This is a genomic window from Flavobacterium agri (genome assembly GCF_013401995.1).
GTDB lineage: Bacteria > Bacteroidota > Bacteroidia > Flavobacteriales > Flavobacteriaceae > Flavobacterium > Flavobacterium agri.
Window position 1 is genome coordinate 10,634 of sequence record NZ_JACBJI010000011.1, and the last position, 20,549, is coordinate 31,182.

Genomic DNA, 20,549 nt, shown 5'->3' on the forward strand with positions numbered 1-20,549 from the left:
TATCTTATCCCCGCCCAAATCCACCAATTATCCTCCCCAAAAAGTCGGATAACCGCATAAATTGACAAAAATAAGCCAGAAACAATTTTACTCAATATTCAAATCATGTCCAAAGGATTTCTGATTTTTTGGATCGACATATCCGTGACATGCGTATAAATCATTGTAGTTTTCGGGCTATTATGGCCGAGAAGATTTTGGATATATCGGATATCCGTACCGTTCTCGAGTAAATGCGTAGCAAAACTATGTCGCAAGGTGTGCAATGAAATAGGCTTGCGGATTCCGGCCTTATGTGCCGCGGTCTTCAAAACACTTTGCGCGGCTCTGGCAGAATAAGGACTGCCGCTTGGGCCTTCAAACAGATAGACTTTTGGTTGATAAACGGTGTAATATTCGCGCAACAACAGCAGCGCCTTTTCTGAAAGCAGCGTATATCGGTCTTTCTTTCCTTTTGCTTCTTTGATATGGATCAACATACGTTTTCCGTCTATATCGGCGATTTTCAGCGATAAAACTTCGCTTATACGGAAACCTCCGGAGTATATCAGACTTAAAAGTGCCTTATGCTTCAAATTCGTTGCCGCTTGCAAAATCTGCCTGACTTCCTCCATGCTTAAAACCACGGGAAGTTTTTTCTCGCGCTTCGGGCGTTCGATTTCTTCAATCGTTAGCCATTCACCTTTGTACCTCAAGAATTGTTTAATCGCGTTGATGGCTTGGTTCTGGTACGAGATCGATTTTTTAGGCGCTACTATGAATTCGTAGTTAAACTGCTCGACCGTCCTTTGTGTAATCGTATCAATGCTTCTTTTGCACAGATATTTCAAAAAGAATTCGCATAGCCCGACATATGTATTGACCGTTGAATCGCTGTAGCGTTGTGTCTGTAGCCATTTACGGAACTTTTGCAGTTCCTGGTTGTCCGAATCGCTAAGCGAAACAGTATGCATATTATACACATAACGCCTTTCTTTCTTATCAAGGCGTGAACGGTCAATGAACGCGATATGTTGCAACTCCGAATGTACTCGTGTGGAGTTTTGAGACGAATACGGCAAATACCAGAATCGCTTAGAATAGCTGAAAACAGCCCCAAGTTGACGGGAAACGACCTGTTGAAGTTGATGATTTTTTTCGAATGTGATCGTCAGGACATCCTGATCGCGGTGTAGTACATTGTCAAGAATGACGGTAGGCAAGTGTTCCATGATTCAAACTATTGGCGTGTAATAGGCTAAAGATAGCGATTATTTTTTTTAGAAGCCGATCCGGCTGTCCGCTGCAAGTCCTCATGCCCGGCACGGCTTTTTTAAGGCGCGGGCCACGGCTTCCTGCGGTCGCCGCGCCCGCGCCCAAAAAGCACGTCCCGTCCATTGTGGGCTTTCCGCTTACATCCGGGCTAGGGTTTCGGTCAAAAATCCAGATCGGTATAAACGAAAAAAAATCGCTAAAAACCATCCCGATAAGTGCTATTTTTGCCGGTGAAACACAATCAACATGTACAAACAACTACTGCGCCCCTTACTCTTCAAACTCGATGCCGAAGAAGCCCATTACTTCACATTCTCAATGGTCAGGAAATTATCGGCCATTCCGGGATTTTCCAATATCTTTCGATCGCTGTATGCGGTAAACGACAAGAAGTTGGAGCGCGAGGTCTTCGGTCTCAGATTCAAGAATCCTGTCGGTTTGGCCGCCGGTTTCGACAAAGACGCGAAGCTCTATAACGAACTTTCCAATTTCGGTTTCGGTTTTATAGAAATCGGTACGCTGACGCCCAAACCGCAGGACGGCAATCCAAAAAAACGCCTGTTCCGATTGCGTGAAGATTCGGCTATCATCAATCGCATGGGGTTCAATAACGGAGGCGTCGAGGCGGCCGTCGAACGCCTAAAGAAGAACAAAGGCGTGCTTATCGGAGGCAACATCGGCAAAAACAAAATCACGCCGAACGAAGAAGCCGCAAAAGATTACGAAATCTGTTTCGAGGCGCTTTTCGACCATGTCGATTATTTTGTGGTAAACGTGAGTTCTCCGAATACGCCCAACCTACGCGAACTTCAGGACAAAGAGCCGCTGACCGCCTTGCTCAATTCGCTCCAAAACCTCAATTCCGTCAAGGCGAATCCTAAACCGATACTGCTCAAAATCGCCCCGGATCTCACCGAAGACCAACTGCTCGACATCATAGACATCGTGCGCGACACGAAAATTGCTGGCGTAATCGCAACCAATACCACGATTTCTCGCGAAGGACTGCAATCCGAAAACCAGACCGAAATGGGCGGATTGTCGGGAAAACCGCTTGCGAAACGATCTACCGAAGTCATCCGTTTCCTGTCCGAAAAAAGCGGAAAAGCATTCCCGATCATTGGCGTCGGCGGTATACATTCGGCCCAAGACGCGCTTGAAAAACTCGATGCGGGAGCAAGTCTAGTGCAATTGTACACGGGGTTTATTTACGAAGGTCCGGCGTTGGTGAAAGATATCAACAAAGCCATATTGAAACGTTCCAAATAACAAGGCGCTCAACGATTTCTGCACATTGCATGGCAAGTAAGCTGATACAACAGTACAAACTCAATAAATGGAATATAGCGACAATTTCCATTTATATACTGATTTCCTATTTCTGTTGGGTATATTTTTCAATCGCTAAAAATCCGAAAAACGTGCTTTTCGCATATGCTTTGGGCACTCACTTTTTTCTGTATTTGTTTCAGTACAAGGCGTTGCGTAATTTTAATTATTTCCTGATATGGATTGTGATCGGCGTGGCACATCTGGCCCTATATTTCGATATAGAAAGCGATCAAGGTTTGGCGTTTGTGAACGGACACGCAGCTACTGGTTTGCGAAATACCATCATACTTTTAGGCTTGTTCCAATTGCTTAGATACGCAAGTCTCAAAATCCAGCATGTCGAATTGGTATGCCCAAGCCGAGGTAACGATCATGGCTTATTCGATAACAGGAAATCGACGATCGTTGATACGATTTGTGGGCTTGTTTACTTTGGTGTTTCACTCGGACTGTTGTTTATTTGAAGTTATGTTGTCGATTATGGTTTGCAAAGTTTGTAGGGCAGGTGCAACATAATTTAAGAAAACGTTTTCGCAAATCTTCCTATATTTGGCATCCTATGAAAGCCGTCAAAATCATCGAATGCCCGCGCGATGCCATGCAAGGTATAAAAGGTTTTATCCCGACCGAGCGCAAGACGGCCTATATACAATCGCTGTTGCGCGTCGGTTTCGATACGCTCGACTTCGGGAGCTTCGTATCGCCCAAAGCCATTCCGCAAATGCAGGACACGGCTCAGGTTTTGGCTTCGCTCGACCTATCCCAGACCAATACCAAACTGTTGGCTATCGTTGCCAATACGCAAGGTGCGCAAAGTGCGGCCGAACACAAAGAGATCCGATATCTGGGGTATCCGTTCTCGATTTCAGAGAACTTCCAGATGCGCAATACCCATAAGACCATTGCCGAATCCATCGTGACGCTTCAGGAAATCCTCGACATCGCCAATAAAAGCGATAAGGAAGTCGTGGCCTATCTTTCGATGGGATTCGGAAACCCTTACGGCGACCCTTGGGACGTCGAGATCGTAGGCGAGTGGACCGAAAAACTGTCGGCCATGGGCGTTAAGATTTTGTCGTTATCCGATACGATAGGAAGTTCGACGCCCGATGTGATCACGTACCTGTTCTCGAATCTGATTCCGAACTATCCGCACATTGAATTCGGTGCGCATCTACATACGACTCCGGACAAGTGGTTCGAGAAAACCGATGCCGCATTTAAGGCCGGCTGCGTGCGTTTCGACGGTGCGATACAAGGTTTCGGCGGTTGCCCGATGGCAAAAGATGAACTCACAGGCAACATGCCCACCGAGAAACTGCTGTCGTATTTCACCCAGCAAAAAGCCCCGACCGGCACGAGTCCGATGAGTTTTGAAAGCGCTTACAACGAAGCCACCAAACTCTTTGGCGAATTCCATTGATCATCACAGGTTTTTCCACCACTTCGCAAAAGGAAGCAGGTTGTCGAAGTCGACTTTCTCGCCGATCATTGGCGTCCACAAAGCGATGTCCGATGAGGTGAATTCCTGTGATATTTTCTCTATAGGTTCGTCCCACGCGTGCAGTGCGAGCGAAAACTTTCCCCAATGCACAGGCAAAACGGCTTTGGTCCTTAAATCTTGGGCGGTCTTGAGCCATTGTCCCGGCAACATGTGTATGTATTTCCAGGCTGTGTTGTATTGGCCGCATTCCATAACCGCGAGATCGAAAGGCCCGAATTTGTCCCCGATTTCCTTGAAATGGGTGTCGTATCCGCTATCGCCACCCAAAAACAATCGTCGCGAAGGCGTTTCGAGCACGTACGAATTCCAGAAAGCCTTATTGCGTTTGAGGCCGCGTCCCGCAAAATGGCGTGCCGGCGTCGCGTAAATCTTGAAGCCGTTGGTCAGGTATAGATGTTCCCACCAATCGAGTTCGGCAATCATGCTTGGCTCGTATCCCCAATTTTGAAGATGCAAGCCCGTGGCGAGGCTCGTCACGACCTGTTTGACTTTCGGGCGTAATTGCACGATGGTTTTATGGTCCAGATGATCCCAATGGTCGTGTGTGATCAACAGCAAATCGATTTCGGGAAAATCGTCGGCGGAATATACATCGCTACCCAAAAAACTCCTCGTCGTGGCAGCAATAGGCGAGGCCGCGCCGCTAAAAACCGGATCGACAAGGATTTTCTTTCCGTCCATCTGAATAAAATAAGACGAATGCCCGAACCACACGAGTACGTTCTCATCGTGTTTCAACGCTTTAAGATCGGTCTTTTCGGAAGGCAACGCGTTTTTGGGTTTGCTTTTCGGATCTTTCCTGAAGAAGAAATCGTACATCACCTTCCAAATGTTCGCGTCTTCGGCAAGATTGGGCGTAGCGGAAGCATTCTGGAAACTTCCGGCAAAAAAGTGGGTTGATTTCCTGTACACGTCCAGTTGCGCGCCCGAAGCGGTCTTTCCGAATTCAGGACGCTGTACGAAAGCATAGACGGCCAAAACGAGCAGCAGCAAAAGACATATAGGAATCGTAAACATAAGATTGCTTGTTTGTATAAAGTTAGCAGCGAAAATAGGACGGTGCTTTGCGCTTTAACGAAAATTTCTGATTAGGGCGCTCCGTTTCGTATTGTTAAAAAACGTATATTTGCACGCAATTTAACTACAACCGTTAATTGCAACATGAACGCACACACTTCTAAAATCATCGGTGAAGGCCTTACTTACGATGATGTACTGTTGGTTCCTAATTACTCGAACGTACTTCCGCGAGAAGTCAACATACAATCGAAATTCTCCAAGAATATAACGCTTAACGTTCCGATCGTTTCCGCAGCCATGGATACGGTTACCGAAAGTTCTATGGCGATCGCCATGGCGCAGGAAGGCGGAATCGGCGTTTTGCACAAAAACATGACGATCGAACAGCAGGCCGCGAAAGTCCGCAAGGTAAAGCGAGCCGAGTCGGGCATGATCATCGATCCCGTGACGCTTCCGCAATCGTCTACCGTCGCCGACGCGAAGAATGCGATGCGCGAATTCGGAATCGGAGGTATCCCGATCGTGGACGAAAACAAAAAGCTCGTCGGAATCGTCACCAACCGCGACCTTCGTTTCGAAAAAGACAACAAACGCGGCATTACCGAAGTCATGACCGCCATGCCATTGGTCACCGTAGCCGAAGGGACGTCGCTTGCCGATGCAGAAGTCATCCTTCAAGGCAAGAAGATCGAGAAACTTCCGGTGGTCAATTCCGATAATACGTTGGTCGGACTCATCACGTTCCGCGACATCACCAAGCTCACGCAGAAACCGATCGCCAACAAAGACAGCCTCGGACGTTTACGCGTCGCAGCGGCCATCGGCGTGACCGGAGATGCCGTCGACAGAGCAGAAGCACTCGTAAACGCAGGTGTCGACGCGATCATCATCGATACGGCCCACGGACATACGCAAGGTGTTGTCGGTATCCTCAAAGAAGTAAAAAACAAATTCCCTCAGGTAGACGTCGTCGTCGGTAATATCGCGACGCCCGAAGCCGCCAAATATCTCGTAGAAAACGGTGCCGACGGCGTAAAAGTAGGGATCGGGCCGGGTTCGATCTGTACGACGCGTGTCGTTGCCGGTGTCGGTTTCCCGCAGTTCTCGGCCGTACTCGAAGTGGCCGCTGCGTTGAGAGGAAGCGGAATTCCGGTAATCGCAGACGGCGGAATCCGTTATACGGGCGACATTCCGAAAGCGTTGGCCGCAGGAGCCGATTCCGTAATGATGGGATCGCTTCTTGCCGGAACCAAAGAATCTCCGGGAGAAACCATCATTTTCGAAGGCCGTAAATTCAAATCGTATCGTGGAATGGGTTCTGTAGAAGCCATGAAAGAAGGCTCGAAAGACCGTTATTTCCAAGATGTGGAAGACGATATCAAGAAACTCGTTCCCGAAGGAATCGTGGGGCGCGTGCCGTACAAAGGCGAGCTCAACGAAAGCATGCAGCAATTCATCGGCGGACTTCGTGCCGGTATGGGATATTGCGGTGCAAAAGATATCCCGACATTACAGGAAACCGGGCGTTTCGTGCGCATCACTTCGAGCGGGATTACCGAAAGCCATCCGCATAACGTGACGATCACTAAGGAAGCACCTAACTATTCGAGATAAAAAGCTTTAGGCAGTAGGCCTTAAGCTTTAAGCTTTAAGCTTCATCCGACTCAAATGCAATATCTGGTTCAATTTTAAATAAAAAGGATTGAAAACGAATGTTGTTTTGTTCCGCAGAGTGCTTACAGCCTAAGGCTTAAAGCCTAAACCCTAAAAACGCGATGGGAAACCGTCGCGTTTTTATTTGTGCATTGAGAACAGGCTGCATGATGACATAGTAACGATGAACGAAACTTTCCAGCCCATACGGTTTAATTTTCGGCGCTGAGTTTTTTATCCAGCATTTCGATTTGCGGTAAATCCTTGGCGTATTGTTTGGCATCCCATGTGATATTCCATCGCTTTACATATTCGGCCATCGGTTGAAGCCCAACGGTGGCGCGTCTCTTATCGACATTTTCCGGGTCTTCGAGCGGTCGCACATACGACTTGCCCGTATCGGGATCGGTGACGATCTGGCTGCCGTACGTTTGTTTTTTGCCTTGCCCCAAATCGGTACGGTCTTTCAAAAGCGCATAGCTTGAGTTAGGCAAATCGCCTTTTTTGGCCGCTTCTCGAAGCATAGGCATGTATTTCTCGCGCGTGGCTTGGTCGGCGTGTTGTATGGTTAGGAAAACCGCGGTCACTCCATATCCGCCCACGGCATCCTGGCTCGGGAAACCTTTCTCGTCGAGAATTTTGGAAACGATCGCCTGATTGGCGGCGTGTTTGTCTTTCATGATTCTCTTTTTCTCGAGCGCTTCGGCAGATCTCACGCCGTATTGCTTTTCGGCCGCCATCCATTCGCGTATCGGTTCGGCGTCGTCCTTGAGTACCTGTTCGAGTTTCGCCATCAACGGGCGGTCGATTTTGGCTTCGGCCTTTTCATGGTTTTCCTTGACTTGGTCGAGCCATTTTTCCCAACGTTTGTCGGAATGAAGGTTGTCGAGGTCGGTATCCTGGGAAGCGTGTTCGTGATCGCTGTAAGTGGCCGCGATTTTAGACAATTGTACGAAAGAGGAATCGCGCACATTGGCTAAAGACCACGAACAAGCCGCATTGTATCGGTCGAGTTCGCGCGCGTTCTTTTCGAGTGAAAACGCTTTGGAATAGAACAGCCCCGAATTTTTGTAATCCTTGGAGTTGTAGAATTCCTCGGCTTTTTTGATGTTTTCCTGGTAATTGGAAGGTCCGTTTTGGGCACACACGGAGAATGCGCCCAACAAGGCACATACAGAAAGGTAAATTGGTTTCATATCGTTTATTGGTTAGCAGATTCCGTCTCGTCGTGCTCCAAAAGCAATGTGGCCAACAGTTTTTTGTCGCCAACGATCCAAAGGATGTCGTCTTTTTCGAGTATCAGATGGGAATCAGGGTTCAATATACGATTTCCTTTGCGTTCGATTCCTACGACCAAACCTTTTGTTTTTTCGCGAAGTTGCGATTGTCGGATGCTTTTTCCGATGTAATCCTGATTGTGCAGTTCGAGTTGCTGCAATACGATTTCTGGTTGTGTTCCGGTTTCGGGCGCCTCGATCTCGTTGCGGTTCAGGTACGTCTTGAATTCATCGACTTGCGAATCGGTACCGATCACACAAATCTCGTCACCCGGAAACAGCCTTTCGTTGCGGCTCGGGATGTTGATCGTGATTTCGCCACGGCGGATGAACGCAACGTTGATGCCCATCTGTTCGCGCAGCTGCAGTTCTTCTAAAGTGCGTCCGGCGATGTTCGATTCCTTGGCGATGTCGAAAATCGTCATGTGGCCTTCCCAAGGCGTCAAATCGGAACGTTGCCGCTTGTTGCGGATGATCTCGCGCGCGTTGAGGTTCTTGAGGAAACGCGTCTCGATCTTGTGGTATTGGTAGTTGAGTTTCTTCGGAAAAATCGAATAGATCACGATCGAGATGCAGAAAGCGATGAACGCGATTTGGGGCGAGAAGAAGTTGTCGAGCAAAAATCCGATGTAGAACAAAGCGAGCACGAACCGGAACAACACCATCATGACGATAGGGCCGCGGTATTTTCGTTCTTCCATCAATTGCTGGACTTGTTCTACCGCCACGCGACGCAGCGACAACGCCCAAAAGAACGGTGCCAGCACGGCCAATGTGATGAAAGCCGCCAGCGCATGTCCGAATCGGAAACCGTTCAATAAAGGAAGCAGATAATTCGCCGACAGCAAAATGATGCCGATGATGATGATCGAATGTATCGCGACCTGCACCAAATACGCACGGATCACGATCTGCCAGTTGCTCACCGATTTTATCGATTGGGCGTTCGCGCTGTAACGTTCGATGCGTTTGAGCCATTTTCGCGGTAATTTCCGACCCAAATATCCCGACATCGGCGTCGAAAGCTTGACCATGAACGGCGTCGTGAATGTGGTGACGGCCGAAACCGCGACCACTATCGGATACAGAAAATTGCTTGTCACGCCCAAAGATGCGCCGAGCGTCGCGATGATGAACGAGAATTCCCCGATCTGCGACAAGCTCATTCCCGTCTGTACCGATTGTTTGAGCGGTTGTCCCGCGAGCAAAGCCCCGATCGTGGACGTTATCGGTTGGAACAAAATGACCACTAGTGTGAGGATCACGACAGGCCACGCATATTCGATCAGCGCATCGGGATTGATCAACATCCCGACCGATACGAAAAATACGGCCGCGAACAAATCCTTCACGGGTTTTACTAAGTGTTCGATGTGTTCGGCCTGGGTCGTTTCGGCAATGATCGACCCCATGATGAACGCGCCCAAAGCAGGTGAGAATCCTACGTTCGCGGCTAGCATTACCATGACGAGGCACAAGGCGATCGATATGATCAATAACATTTCATCCGTAAGCAAATTCTTCGCGCGCTTGAGCATCGTCGGAATAAAGAAAATCCCGCTTACGAACCAAAGTGCGAGATAGAATACGAGTTTCAACACCGATCCGATCAATTCGCTGCCCGAAAACTGGCTGCTCACGGCAAGTGTCGACAGCAAAACCATCATCACGATCGCGACCAGATCCTGCACGATAAGCGATCCGATCACGATTCCCGCGAACTTTTGCGCCTTCACGCCCAATTCCTCGAACGTCTTGAGGATGATCGTCGTCGAGGAAACCGACAGCATCACGCCCAGGAAAATGCTGTCCATGATTTTCCAGCCCATCAAACGCCCGGCCCCGTAACCGATGGCAATCATAAAAATGATTTGCGTGATGGCCGTGATCGAAGCGGTTCCGCCCACTTTCATGAGCTTCTTGAAACTGAATTCGAGCCCGAGGCTGAACAACAGGAAGATGATCCCGATCTGCGCCCAGACCTCGACACTGTGCATATCGGTGACGCTCGGGAAAAAATCGAAGTGGTTACCCGCCAAAAATCCGGCGATGAGGTAGCCCAAAACCAGCGGCTGCTTGATTTTCTTGAACAGCAAGACGGCAATCGCGGCCGTCATCAGGATCAGGCCCAAATCGCTTATCAGCGGATAGATTTGTTGTGTGGTTTCGGCGGCGGCACTCATTTTGGCGGATAGTTTAGTTTTTGGTAATATAGGGAATTTAAGCGGAGTGCGAAAGTGCTTAGGCGCTCAAGTGCGAAAAGTTTGCGCGTAAAAAGGCTTGCAGTCTAAAGCCGCAGGCGTGTCCGAAGTAAAACGCGTAAAGCGAAGCGTGTCTTTTAAATCCCGATGTAATTCGAAGGCGTAATCTTCAACAATTCCGCCTTGATCTCATCCGTAACCTCAAGCGTCCCGATAAAATCATGGATCGCCTTTTTGTCGATTACCGAATTCGTACGCGTCAAGCCTTTCAAAGCTTCGTATGGGTTCGGATATGCCTCGCGGCGCAAGATCGTTTGGATGGCTTCGGCCACGACCGCCCAATTCTTTTCGAGGTCTTCGGCGAATTTGTCGGCGTTGAGAAGTAGTTTGTCCAAGCCTTTAAGCGTGGCTTCGAATGCGATTATCGTATGTCCGAAAGGCACGCCGATGTTGCGCAACACCGTACTGTCGGTCAAATCGCGCTGCAAACGCGAAACGGGAAGTTTGGCCGAAAGATGCTCGAAAACGGCGTTGGCGATACCCAGATTTCCTTCCGAATTCTCGAAATCGATAGGGTTCACTTTATGCGGCATGGCCGAAGAACCGACTTCGCCTTCCTTGATTTTTTGTTTGAAGTAATCCATCGACACATACGTCCAGATGTCGCGATCCAAATCGATGATGATCGTGTTGATGCGTTTCAATGCGTCGAAAAACGCGGCGAAATGGTCGTAATGTTCGATTTGCGTCGTCGGGAACGAATGCTGCAACCCGAGTTGTTTTTCGACGAAATCGGTCCCGAACTGCTGCCATGAAATTTGTGGATACGCCACGTTGTGCGCATTGAAATTCCCCGTCGCACCGCCGAATTTGGCGGCGAAAGGAACGTTGAACAACAAACGCATCTGTTCTTCGAGACGTTCTACGAAAACCCCGATTTCCTTGCCCAAACGGGTAGGGGAAGCCGGTTGTCCGTGCGTGCGTGCAAGCATCGGGATATCGGCCCATTCGATCGAAAGTTCCTTGAGTCGGGCGACGAGTTTCACGAGCAATTTCAAATACACTTCCTCGAACGCTTCCTTCGTGGAAAGCGGGATTGCGGTGTTGTTGATGTCTTGCGAAGTCAATCCGAAATGGATGAATTCCTTGTAATCGGACAGTCCCAAATCGTCGAACGCCTTCTTGATGAAATATTCGACGGCTTTCACGTCGTGGTTCGTGGTTTTTTCAATTTCTTTTATGGATGCCGCGTCTTCTGCCGAAAAATTCGCGTAAATCTCACGCAGCTTATCGAAACAGCCTTTGTCGATTCCGGCCAACTGCGGCAACGGGATTTCGCACAGCGCAATGAAATACTCGACCTCTACCAAAACCCGGTAACGGATCAGGGCTTCTTCTGAAAAATAAGGCGAAAGTGAGTAGGTTTTGTTGCGGTAACGACCGTCGATTGGTGAAATGGCGTTGAGTTCGGTAAGAGTGCGCATGTGTGTTGCTTTTTTGTGTCATTAAGCGCACAAAGATAAGATTTGTGTCGGGTTCGGAAAACTAAAATATGAGTAGGGAATATATTTTCGATAAAAAAAACCGAATATTTCGAAACTGTAACGTGTTGATTTTCTGTATGTTTTTTATAGGTAAAATTTTGTTAAAAAATACTAATGAAAAGTTAATGTAGTTCTAAACCTACTTTTCTATATTTGAACCGATTATTCCAAATAACATTTTTCCACCCATTTGAGCAGCAAATTTGGCGCTGCTATAGATTTACCTGTTGTCGCGGCTTCGGTTGTGACGGTATCTTTTATTGCTATGAAACAAAATTTTTCCAGGACGCAGTTGCTTGTTATAGTTTCGGTTTGCATTTTGGCATTTGCCGGAGGTGCACTCTGTGTTTCGGCCTTTTCAAAAAAACAAGTGGCTTATGTAGACGGCAGGCGCTTGTTCGACAAGTTCCGAATGACGATAGAAGCCAAGAAAAAAGGCGATCAAAGCATCGACGGGCTCAACCGCCAGATAGAGTCATTGTACGCCAGAATGAAAGTTTCTTCGGCCGGCGAGAATGCCCGACTTGTACGGGAAATAGCACACCTGCAGGATAGCATGAGGTCGTTTGAGCAACAGTTCGTCTCGAACCAGACCCGCCAGATATTCGCACGGCTTAAAACGTATTCGACCGAATTCGCCCAAGCAAAATCATACGACCTGATCCTGGCGCCCCAGGATGAGACGCAAGTGCTTTTCGTACAGGAGCAGTGCGATGTCACGGATGAATTGATCAACTATGCCAACAAAAGATATGAAGGCAACTAGTCTGGTGGTCGCTTTTGGGATACTGTCTTTGTTTGCAGTATCGTGCAGGAAAGCCGAAGATCCCGTTAAGGACGATCTGGAATTCCGGTATTACAACCTTGAAAAAATGGGTTGGAAATCGCGCGCCTATACCCAAAAGGTAGACGATATCGGTTTTACGGCTACCGAGGTGCCGATCCAATATTACCTGCTTAAGGATCAAGGGATGCAAGACCTGAAAACCGTCGATTCCATATACGAAAAGAACAAGACCGAACGCGTCATAGAGGTTACGTTCGCCCAGCAAGACGAAAAAGACCTTATGGACAAAGCCTTTACGGGTATGGAATACGAGGATGCGCTCAAGTACATCTCGTTCGGGATAGACAGGGATTTTTATGTAGTCACGGCACAGCACGACACGATTCCGTGCCAGGGAGTGAATTACGAACGATTATATAAAATAGCGCCTTTCCAAAGGGTGCTTTTGTTCTTTTCGGGCATAGATCCGAACCAGGAAATCCAGCTTATATACGAAGATCATCTGTTTCGTAAGGGCACCTTAAAATTCAAGTTCAATAATAATAAAGAGATTTTATTATGATCAGCAAAATCAGGACAAGCCGATTCTCTAAATTTTTGGCTTTTTATCTCACCGTGGTATTGGTTGTGGAAACCTTGCGCCCGACGGCCGCCTATGCGTTGACGAGCGGTCCGTCACAGCCCGAGTTCAAGTCGTTCACGCCTTTGGAGACTTCGGATATGGTGGATCTGTCTTCGGGGAATTTCAATTACAACATCCCGATCATGGATGTGGGCGGATACCCGATCAACCTTGCCTACGATGGCAACATAACCATGGACAAAGAAGCTTCGTGGACCGGTTTGGGCTGGAATCTCAACGTCGGGCAGATCGATCGCCAGGTGAACGGGCTGCCCGATGATTTCCGTGGGGATGAGATGAAGTATGAAAACGACATACGCACGAACTCTACGATCGGGACGAATTATACGATCCACCCGGCAATTTTCGGGGCCAATTTTCCTGTAGATATCGGTATCGGTATCGGAGTCCAGTACAACAACTACGAAGGCATCAGTTTTAAGCCTACAATGGGTATTTCCTATGAATTAAATAAGAATGTTTCGGTTGGGGTCGAGATCAACAGCGGTGTGGGAGATGGTGCGTCGGTCACGCCAAAAGTGACGCTCGACGGAAAATTGGGCACATACAAGAAGCTGAATACGTATATGGACGGAACATTGAGCGGGACCTACAGCAGCCGTAAAGGTTTTGAAAACCTTTCAATGCAGGCCAATGTGCGCAAGACGGAAACAAAAAATTTGACACTGCCCGACTTGAACGGAGGTACTTTCGACGTAAACTACGAACAAAAGGAGCAAAAACATTCAAGCTCCCATGTACTCAATTTCAACACGATCAATTACACGCCCAGTAAACGTGTCGCCTACAACAACTCGAACTTTACATTCAATGCCAGTATCGGGGCAGAGGTGTTCGGAGCGGAATTCCAGGGGCGTATTTTAGGGTACGGGTCGTTCCAAAGCATCGATTCCGATTACAAGAACCGAAGGGTCAAAGCCTATGGTTACGAGAATACTCAATACAAAACAGGAGAAGGCATACTCGACTTTAACCGGGAAAATGAGCAGGATGTGAATAAGAACACATCGGTTTTACCGATCACCAATTACACGTACGATGTATATTCTATACAAGCCCAGAACATAAGCGGGATGTTCCGTCCGTACCGTTCGCAGGTGGCCCATGTCTATAACGACGACGTGACCGATAACGGCATCGGCGCTACCCTGGGTCTCGAATTCGGTGCAGGTGAATTGGTGCATGGCGGTATCAGTATAGACGTATCGGGTTCGACAAGCACGACCGGACGTTGGAACACCGACAACAACGCCAAGCCGTATTTCGTAGAAAAAAGCACCGATAAGAATACCCAGTTCTACGAGCCGATCACATATAAGGTAGCCGGAGAAATAGACGCCGATCCCGATGGGATTCAACTGGATGCTCAATATCATTCCAGCAAGCCCGTCCGCCTAAAGCTCGATAAAAGCAAATGGAACAACAAAACCGAAGGCATTTTCCAGGTCAAGAACTCGAATGGCACGAACGGTCCCTCAACGTATTCGAACGAAAACATCACAGGACCGATCAAGAGAACACAACGCATGAACCGCGGGAAAATGATCCAGAAGGTTTCGGTAGCCGATGCTAAATACGACCCGTTCATCGTGCAATCCTGGAAAGATTACGTAAAGCCGCATCATACTGCGGGAATGAGGGTTCTGCAGCCGGGTGGCGGAACGTATGTGTTCGGACAAGCGGTATACAATACCAAGAAAGTAGAAGCGACATTCGATGTCTCGAAGAAAAGCGCGGGCGGCAAATACAACAGCGGATTGTTGGGCGGCATTACGGGAACCGAAGGCAGCAATTCGCAATTCAGCGACAAGTACCTGAACCGCGTCACGACTCCACCTTATGCGCATTCCTATCTTCTCACCAGTGTGCTTTCGACCGATTATGAAGATGTCACCGGAAACGGACCAAGTGTAGACGACTTAGGGGCCTTTACCAAATTCGAGTACGAGACGAAGAGCGACAATTATAAATGGAGGGCGCCCTATGAGCAGAACATGGTGTCGTTCAACGAAGGTTTCAAATCGCATAACGACGACGAAAAGGGGAGTTATCTTTATGGCGAAAAGGAATTGGTTTATCTGAAGCGTATCATCACCAAAAGCCATGTAGCGCTGTTTTCGTTAAGCCCGCGCAAGGATGGTTTGGGGGCGAAAGGCGAATTGGGCGGTTCGTCTTCGACTCCTGAGAAACTTTGGAGACTCGACAAGATCACGTTGTACGCATACAACGAAGCCAAGAAAGCCAACCTGCTCGACGACAATGCGGCCAACGATTTGCCGTGTACGCCCCTGAAAACGGCTTTTTTCGAATATAACTACGAATTGTGCAAAGGCACTCCTAATCACGAGGATTACCAAGCCAACGATTTCACAAAAGCAGGTAAACTTACACTTAAGAAAGTATACTTTACGTATCGCGATTCGAATATGGGGAAATATACGCCTTACGTATTCGACTACGGAGCCGAAAATGCGGATTCCAATCCGAACTACAACCTGGGCGGATCAGACATTTGGGGGAACTATAAGCCGAATCTCGCACAGGACCATTTTACGCTCGCGGGGCCGATGAACAACAGCGAATTCCCTTATGTACAGCAAAATGATACGACGGCTACCCAAAACGCCCAGGCGTGGGTGCTCAAGTCGATCCAGTTGCCGTCGGGCGGAAAGGTCAATATCGAATCCGAAAGCGACGATTATGCCCATGTACAGGACAAAAGGGCGGTACAGATGTTCAAGGTATCGGGAGCGGGACAGAGCAGCAGTCCTTCAAGTATAGACGATGTGACGCAAACCAACCTGTACACCGGTAATTCACATAAAAAATACCTGTATGTGAATCTCGGCCCGAATCTCCACGGATTCACTCCGGGTGGCGAAGATGTAGACGATGCCTGGTTCCGAAGCCACTACCTGCGCGATCACAAGGACAAGCCTGTCTATTTCAAGTTCCTGTTGAACATGGTTGGCGATACCAATACCCAATACGACTATGTGACCGGCTATTTTGAAGTCGATTCGGAAGGAGAATCCAGCAAGGTTAACATAGTAGGTATCGGCACCAATTTTTATGCCGCCATTCCGCTTAAAAAACTGGATCGCGACGGAGGCGTGAACTCCGACGCCAACGTCAACCCAATCGCCAAGGCCGGGTGGCAATTCGGAAGGGCTTATCTGAACAAGATCGTTTACAGCATAGGAGGAGAGAGCAGCAACGACGATTTCGAATCCATCGTGCAAGACCTTGTAGGCAGCATCGAAGAGGTCAGCCAGCTTTGGAACGGCCCCAACAAGGCACTTCAAAGCAAAGGCTGTGCGAAGACCTTCGTCGCCGATAAATCCTGGATCAGGCTCGAAAATCCGTTCGGACATAAATATGGCGGCGGCATCAGGGTCAAAAGCGTAAAACTTTCCGATAACTGGGATGTCATGACTGGCGACAGCCAGGTCGAAGGACAGGAATACGGACAGGTCTATGATTATGACGACCCCGTAAGCGGCGAATCGAGCGGTGTGGCTACTTATGAGCCCAACGCTTCTCCCGAGAATCCATTGGTCATGCCATTTTATTCCAAGGCCGGCAAATATGCCGATAAGTTAGCGGCGCCAAGAGATCGGAACTATGTGGAAAAACCTATAGGGGCTAATTATTTCCCGGCACCTAAGGTAACTTACTCGAAAGTAACCGTCAAGAGTATCCCTCGTAAGCAAAATGGCTTTACGGTTGCTAAGCACGCTACCGGAAAAACGGTTACGGAGTTCTATACGACGAAGGATTTTCCTACAATCAGCGATTACACCGATATCAGCCTGGCCAACGATCCTACACCTCCTCTTTTGGGCTTTATACTCAATATAGCTTCCATAAACCATTTGGTGGCCACTCAAGGTTTCGCGATAGATACCAACGACATGGACGGCAAGATGAAATCGCAGATGCATTATGCCGAAGGGCAGGATACGCCTCAATCTGGAACTACCTACAAATATAGTGTGGATGCCCAGGGCAAACTGAACAACATGCTTCCGGTCATTGACGAAAAAGGAAATGTATCCCAAAAAGTTTTGGGCGTGCAGAACGACATGATCAACGACTTCAATGAGAGCAAGTCGCAATCGGCTTCCGCCGGAATCGACTTCAACCTTGCGGCCATGATATTTGGAATCATCCCGGCCATCATCCCGACCGGGTTCCCTCGGGTGTCTTATCACGAGACGATTCTCAGGACCGCCGTCACTACTAAGGTAACTACGCGCGTGGGTATACTTGCAGAAACCACTTCATTCGACGGAAATTCCACTGTCACCACAAAAAACCTGGCATGGGATGCGTCTACGGGAAGGCCGATCCTGACCGAAGTGAACAACGAATACAACGACAAATACTACAAATTGGATTTCCCGGCTTATTGGAACTATGACAACATGGGTCTTGCCTCAAGGAACATCGACGTGACCGGTTTCCTGCAGCACGAAGGCCAACTTGAGAACAACGGGCAATCCGGACATTTTACCTGGTCACATACGCAAAACCCTTTCAGCGCGCCATACGGAGAAATTGAGGATGTGCTAAAACTAGGGGACGAGCTCATATTGCCTATCGAGATATCGGTTGGCATACCGGAGGTGGTCCTGGGCGGCGGAACGGTAAACCCAACGCCACCATTTACAAGGGCCTGGGTAGCGGGTTATAAAAAAGTGACGCTTGAAATTTACGGCGAGATCAGGGAAAACATACTTGGGGTTTTCCTCGTCGATTCCAGAGGAATGCTCGTGGATCCTTGCTATACTGCAGGTGACATACCTTTCAGGATTATCAGGTCCGGAAGACGCAACCTTGAAACGCTCGATATGGCTTCGATCACATGCCTCAAGAATCCGATAAACACCACCACCAACCGTATCGATTTCGAAGGATTGGCCTACTCATCCGGATCGGGCAAACAGGTAATCAATGCCAGTGCCGTCGAATACAACGACTATTGGAGGAATTCCTGGCAGAGAAACGGCCTTGTGGGTCAATATCCCGGGCCTGGCGAAGGGACAGACGACAACGGAAACCTTAGTTCCTCGCGCACTTACAGCGTCAATCCGTATCTCGGGAACATAAAAGGAGATTGGCATGCGGTCCGTTCTTATGCCTACCTTACCGGAAGGAACTCGGCCGGAGGAGACAAAGTCAACCCAAGGATAAGCGGGTTTTTCACCAGCTTCGATCCGTATTATACCCTTGATGAGGACGATAAATGGCAGATTAATCCGCAACAGGACCATCTGTGGACCTATGTGAGCAGTGTGACCAAATACGATGCTTACGGCGGGGAGATCGAGAACAAGGATGCTTTAGACCGTTACTCGTCTGCACAATACGGTTATGACAACACACTGCCGGTTGCTGTGGCATCCAATTCACGCTATCAGCAAATGGGAGCCGAAAACTTCGAGGAAACCGCAGGCAACAGACACTTCGGTTTTAGTTTCGGAGAAGCTCTTGAAGTAAACGAAGAAGTCGGAATCTCTACAAACAGAGCCCACAGCGGCAAAAAGAGTATGCGCGTACCGGCCGGCGAGAAAGCACAGTTGGCGCGTAAAATAAAAGAATTGGAAACGGCGGGACGCGATCTCTTTAACTGCAGCACGGAAAGCCAGCCTGTTTCGCGCCCGAAATGCGTCGCTCCTTTCAAGCAAAACTTCGATATCGTGAACGGTGATTATATGTTCCAAATTCCGATCAATTTCGGGCTGGACGGACCGAACGGAGCGGTTAACGAAGGGGCAGTAGCCTTGACTTGTTTTGAAGTTTGCGAAGGTAGTGCCGGATATTCGGTGGTGAACTACAATTCAAGTACGAAAAGTGCCATCTTGAGATACCAGAGTTTTTCGAGGCCGCATTCCTCTTATTTCAGGCTCATCGATTCCAACGGAGATTGTATGTTGGCCGATATTGTGATCCTGCCGCCGGCCTTAGGCGCTCCGGAGAACAGTTTCGAAGTGCAGGTACACGGCTGCCAGGATTCTTGCGAATGCCCATAAAATCAAGTTTATGAAAAAAGTCTTAGTTATACTATCTGTTTTGATGAGCCAACTGCTTAGTGCGCAATTTTTCGGTGAACCGACCTACGGTACGTTCAAACCTTTGGCAGAAAAAAAGTACGTGGTCACGTGCTGGGTTTCCGAAGAGTATGCCCAACAGCAACTCAACTATACCCATACGCGGCTTAAGATATCGTTCCTGAGGAATCTTGAGGAAGGACAATATCCGAACTATAATTATTCGTTCAGCCCGTCCGGGCCAATAATCGACGGATGGCAAAGGATTACAGGTATCATCGAAATCCCGCCTCTTCCGGTCGCACCCGATGCCAATACACCGGCAGACGAGCTTGCGATCGTGATTTACCTGGACAACGACAACAACAGCACGGTAGGCGCTTATTTCGACGACGTGAGGTTCTATCCTTACAACGGAAACATGAAATCGTTCGTATACGACGAGGACAACCGGCGCCTCATGGCAGAGCTCGACGAGAACAATTATGCCACTTTCTATGAATACGACCTTGAAGGCGGTTTGATACGGGTCAAGAAAGAAACAGAAAACGGGGTCTATACGATCCAGGAAACGCGTAGCAAAACAGCCAGATAAATGAAGTTCGGAACAAAAATCTACGCGATATGCCTTTTCGTTTTAGGCACGGGTTCGGTGAAAGCTCAGGATGCCCGGGCGGTGCTCCGGAAGGCTTCCCAAGTCCTCAAATCGAAAAAAGAAGTTTCCTATAACGTGCAGTATACATCGTTCGCCGGTATCGATTCCAAAGAAATAATGGAGAACTACCGCGGCATGCTGCTCAAGAAGGACGGCGTGACGTATTACAAGATCAAGCAGACCGAAGTCGTATCCTTTTCGGATTATGCCGTAAAAGTAAGCAATGACGAACGGGCCATACAGATTACCAAGAACGGGAAAGTGGAACAACCCATTGATTTCGAGGCTTACCTCACCGTCTTCGATGCCAGATTCGGAAAAAGCACTCCCGATGTTTGGGTGTGTGAACTTGTGCCTAAAAAAGTGACTCAATTGCCATTGGGTAAAGCGGTGGTGTACATCAACAAAAAAGACTATTCGGTGACGCGGCAAATCTTATATATCGCCAACACCATAGAATATGAGAACAGGTTGGTCCAGCCCAGGCTGGAAGTAGTCCTGTCGCCCAGGAAGATTGTCCCCGCCGACAACAAACTGGTCCAGAAGAGCAATTATTTCACGGTTTCCGGCAACGACATCCGGTTAGCCAAAAGATTTATTAAATACAAGTTGTATAAAGCCTAAAA

General features: G+C 48.4%; 13 protein-coding genes. 8 read left to right on the forward strand and 5 right to left on the reverse strand.

Features of this window, described 5'->3' with window-relative positions; genetic code table 11:
* Positions 1-98 precede the first annotated feature (98 nt).
* Complete coding sequence (gene xerA / locus HZF10_RS17435; RefSeq protein ID WP_176007524.1) at positions 99-1,211, reverse strand: site-specific tyrosine recombinase/integron integrase; 1,113 nt, start codon at positions 1,209-1,211, stop codon at positions 99-101.
* Between the two features lie 289 nt (positions 1,212-1,500).
* Here xerA and HZF10_RS17440 point away from each other — a divergent pair, with 289 nt between their 5' ends.
* Both HZF10_RS17440 and HZF10_RS17445 read left to right on the forward strand, forming a co-directional pair.
* On the forward strand, positions 1,501-2,523 hold the full coding sequence (locus HZF10_RS17440; protein ID WP_176007525.1) for a quinone-dependent dihydroorotate dehydrogenase: 1,023 nt from the start codon (positions 1,501-1,503) through the stop codon (positions 2,521-2,523).
* A gap of 622 nt (positions 2,524-3,145) precedes the next feature.
* Positions 3,146-4,009, forward strand: a complete 864-nt coding sequence (locus HZF10_RS17445; RefSeq protein ID WP_176007526.1) for a hydroxymethylglutaryl-CoA lyase — start codon at positions 3,146-3,148, stop codon at positions 4,007-4,009.
* Positions 4,010-4,012: 3 nt separating this feature from the next.
* On the opposite strand, the gene HZF10_RS17450 is transcribed toward HZF10_RS17445, so the two are convergent.
* Positions 4,013-5,107 (reverse strand): MBL fold metallo-hydrolase, encoded by a 1,095-nt coding sequence (locus HZF10_RS17450; protein WP_176007527.1) that lies wholly within the window; start codon positions 5,105-5,107, stop codon positions 4,013-4,015.
* 144 nt (positions 5,108-5,251) lie between these two features.
* Here HZF10_RS17450 and guaB point away from each other — a divergent pair, with 144 nt between their 5' ends.
* Positions 5,252-6,724, forward strand: a complete 1,473-nt coding sequence (guaB, locus tag HZF10_RS17455; RefSeq protein WP_176007528.1) for an IMP dehydrogenase — start codon at positions 5,252-5,254, stop codon at positions 6,722-6,724.
* A 251-nt stretch (positions 6,725-6,975) separates the two neighbouring features.
* On the opposite strand, the gene HZF10_RS17460 is transcribed toward guaB, so the two are convergent.
* The 3 genes from HZF10_RS17460 to purB all read right to left on the reverse strand — a co-directional run bounded on the left by HZF10_RS17460 (position 6,976) and on the right by purB (position 11,725).
* The gene (locus HZF10_RS17460) at positions 6,976-7,959 is read right to left on the reverse strand and encodes a DUF6624 domain-containing protein (RefSeq protein ID WP_176007529.1); all 984 of its coding nucleotides are present in this window, start codon (positions 7,957-7,959) and stop codon (positions 6,976-6,978) included.
* A gap of 5 nt (positions 7,960-7,964) precedes the next feature.
* Positions 7,965-10,223, reverse strand: a complete 2,259-nt coding sequence (locus HZF10_RS17465; RefSeq protein ID WP_176007530.1) for a cation:proton antiporter domain-containing protein — start codon at positions 10,221-10,223, stop codon at positions 7,965-7,967.
* A gap of 155 nt (positions 10,224-10,378) precedes the next feature.
* A complete protein-coding gene (gene purB, locus HZF10_RS17470) occupies positions 10,379-11,725 on the reverse strand; it encodes an adenylosuccinate lyase (RefSeq protein ID WP_176007531.1) in 1,347 nt (448 codons plus the stop codon).
* Between the two features lie 325 nt (positions 11,726-12,050).
* Here purB and HZF10_RS17475 point away from each other — a divergent pair, with 325 nt between their 5' ends.
* The 5 genes from HZF10_RS17475 to HZF10_RS17495 are packed head-to-tail and all read left to right on the forward strand — an operon-like array spanning position 12,051 to position 20,547.
* Complete coding sequence (locus tag HZF10_RS17475; protein ID WP_176007532.1) at positions 12,051-12,551, forward strand: OmpH family outer membrane protein; 501 nt, start codon at positions 12,051-12,053, stop codon at positions 12,549-12,551.
* On the forward strand, positions 12,538-13,134 hold the full coding sequence (locus HZF10_RS17480; RefSeq protein ID WP_176007533.1) for a hypothetical protein: 597 nt from the start codon (positions 12,538-12,540) through the stop codon (positions 13,132-13,134). Before HZF10_RS17475 ends, HZF10_RS17480 begins: the two co-directional genes overlap by 14 nt.
* Positions 13,131-19,250, forward strand: coding sequence for a hypothetical protein (locus HZF10_RS17485; protein WP_176007534.1), 6,120 nt, complete (start codon positions 13,131-13,133; stop codon positions 19,248-19,250). The genes HZF10_RS17480 and HZF10_RS17485 overlap by 4 nt, the downstream gene beginning before the upstream one ends.
* A gap of 10 nt (positions 19,251-19,260) precedes the next feature.
* Complete coding sequence (locus HZF10_RS17490) at positions 19,261-19,863, forward strand: hypothetical protein (RefSeq protein WP_176007535.1); 603 nt, start codon at positions 19,261-19,263, stop codon at positions 19,861-19,863.
* On the forward strand, positions 19,864-20,547 hold the full coding sequence (locus HZF10_RS17495; RefSeq protein WP_176007536.1) for a LolA3 family protein: 684 nt from the start codon (positions 19,864-19,866) through the stop codon (positions 20,545-20,547).
* Positions 20,548-20,549 lie beyond the last annotated feature (2 nt).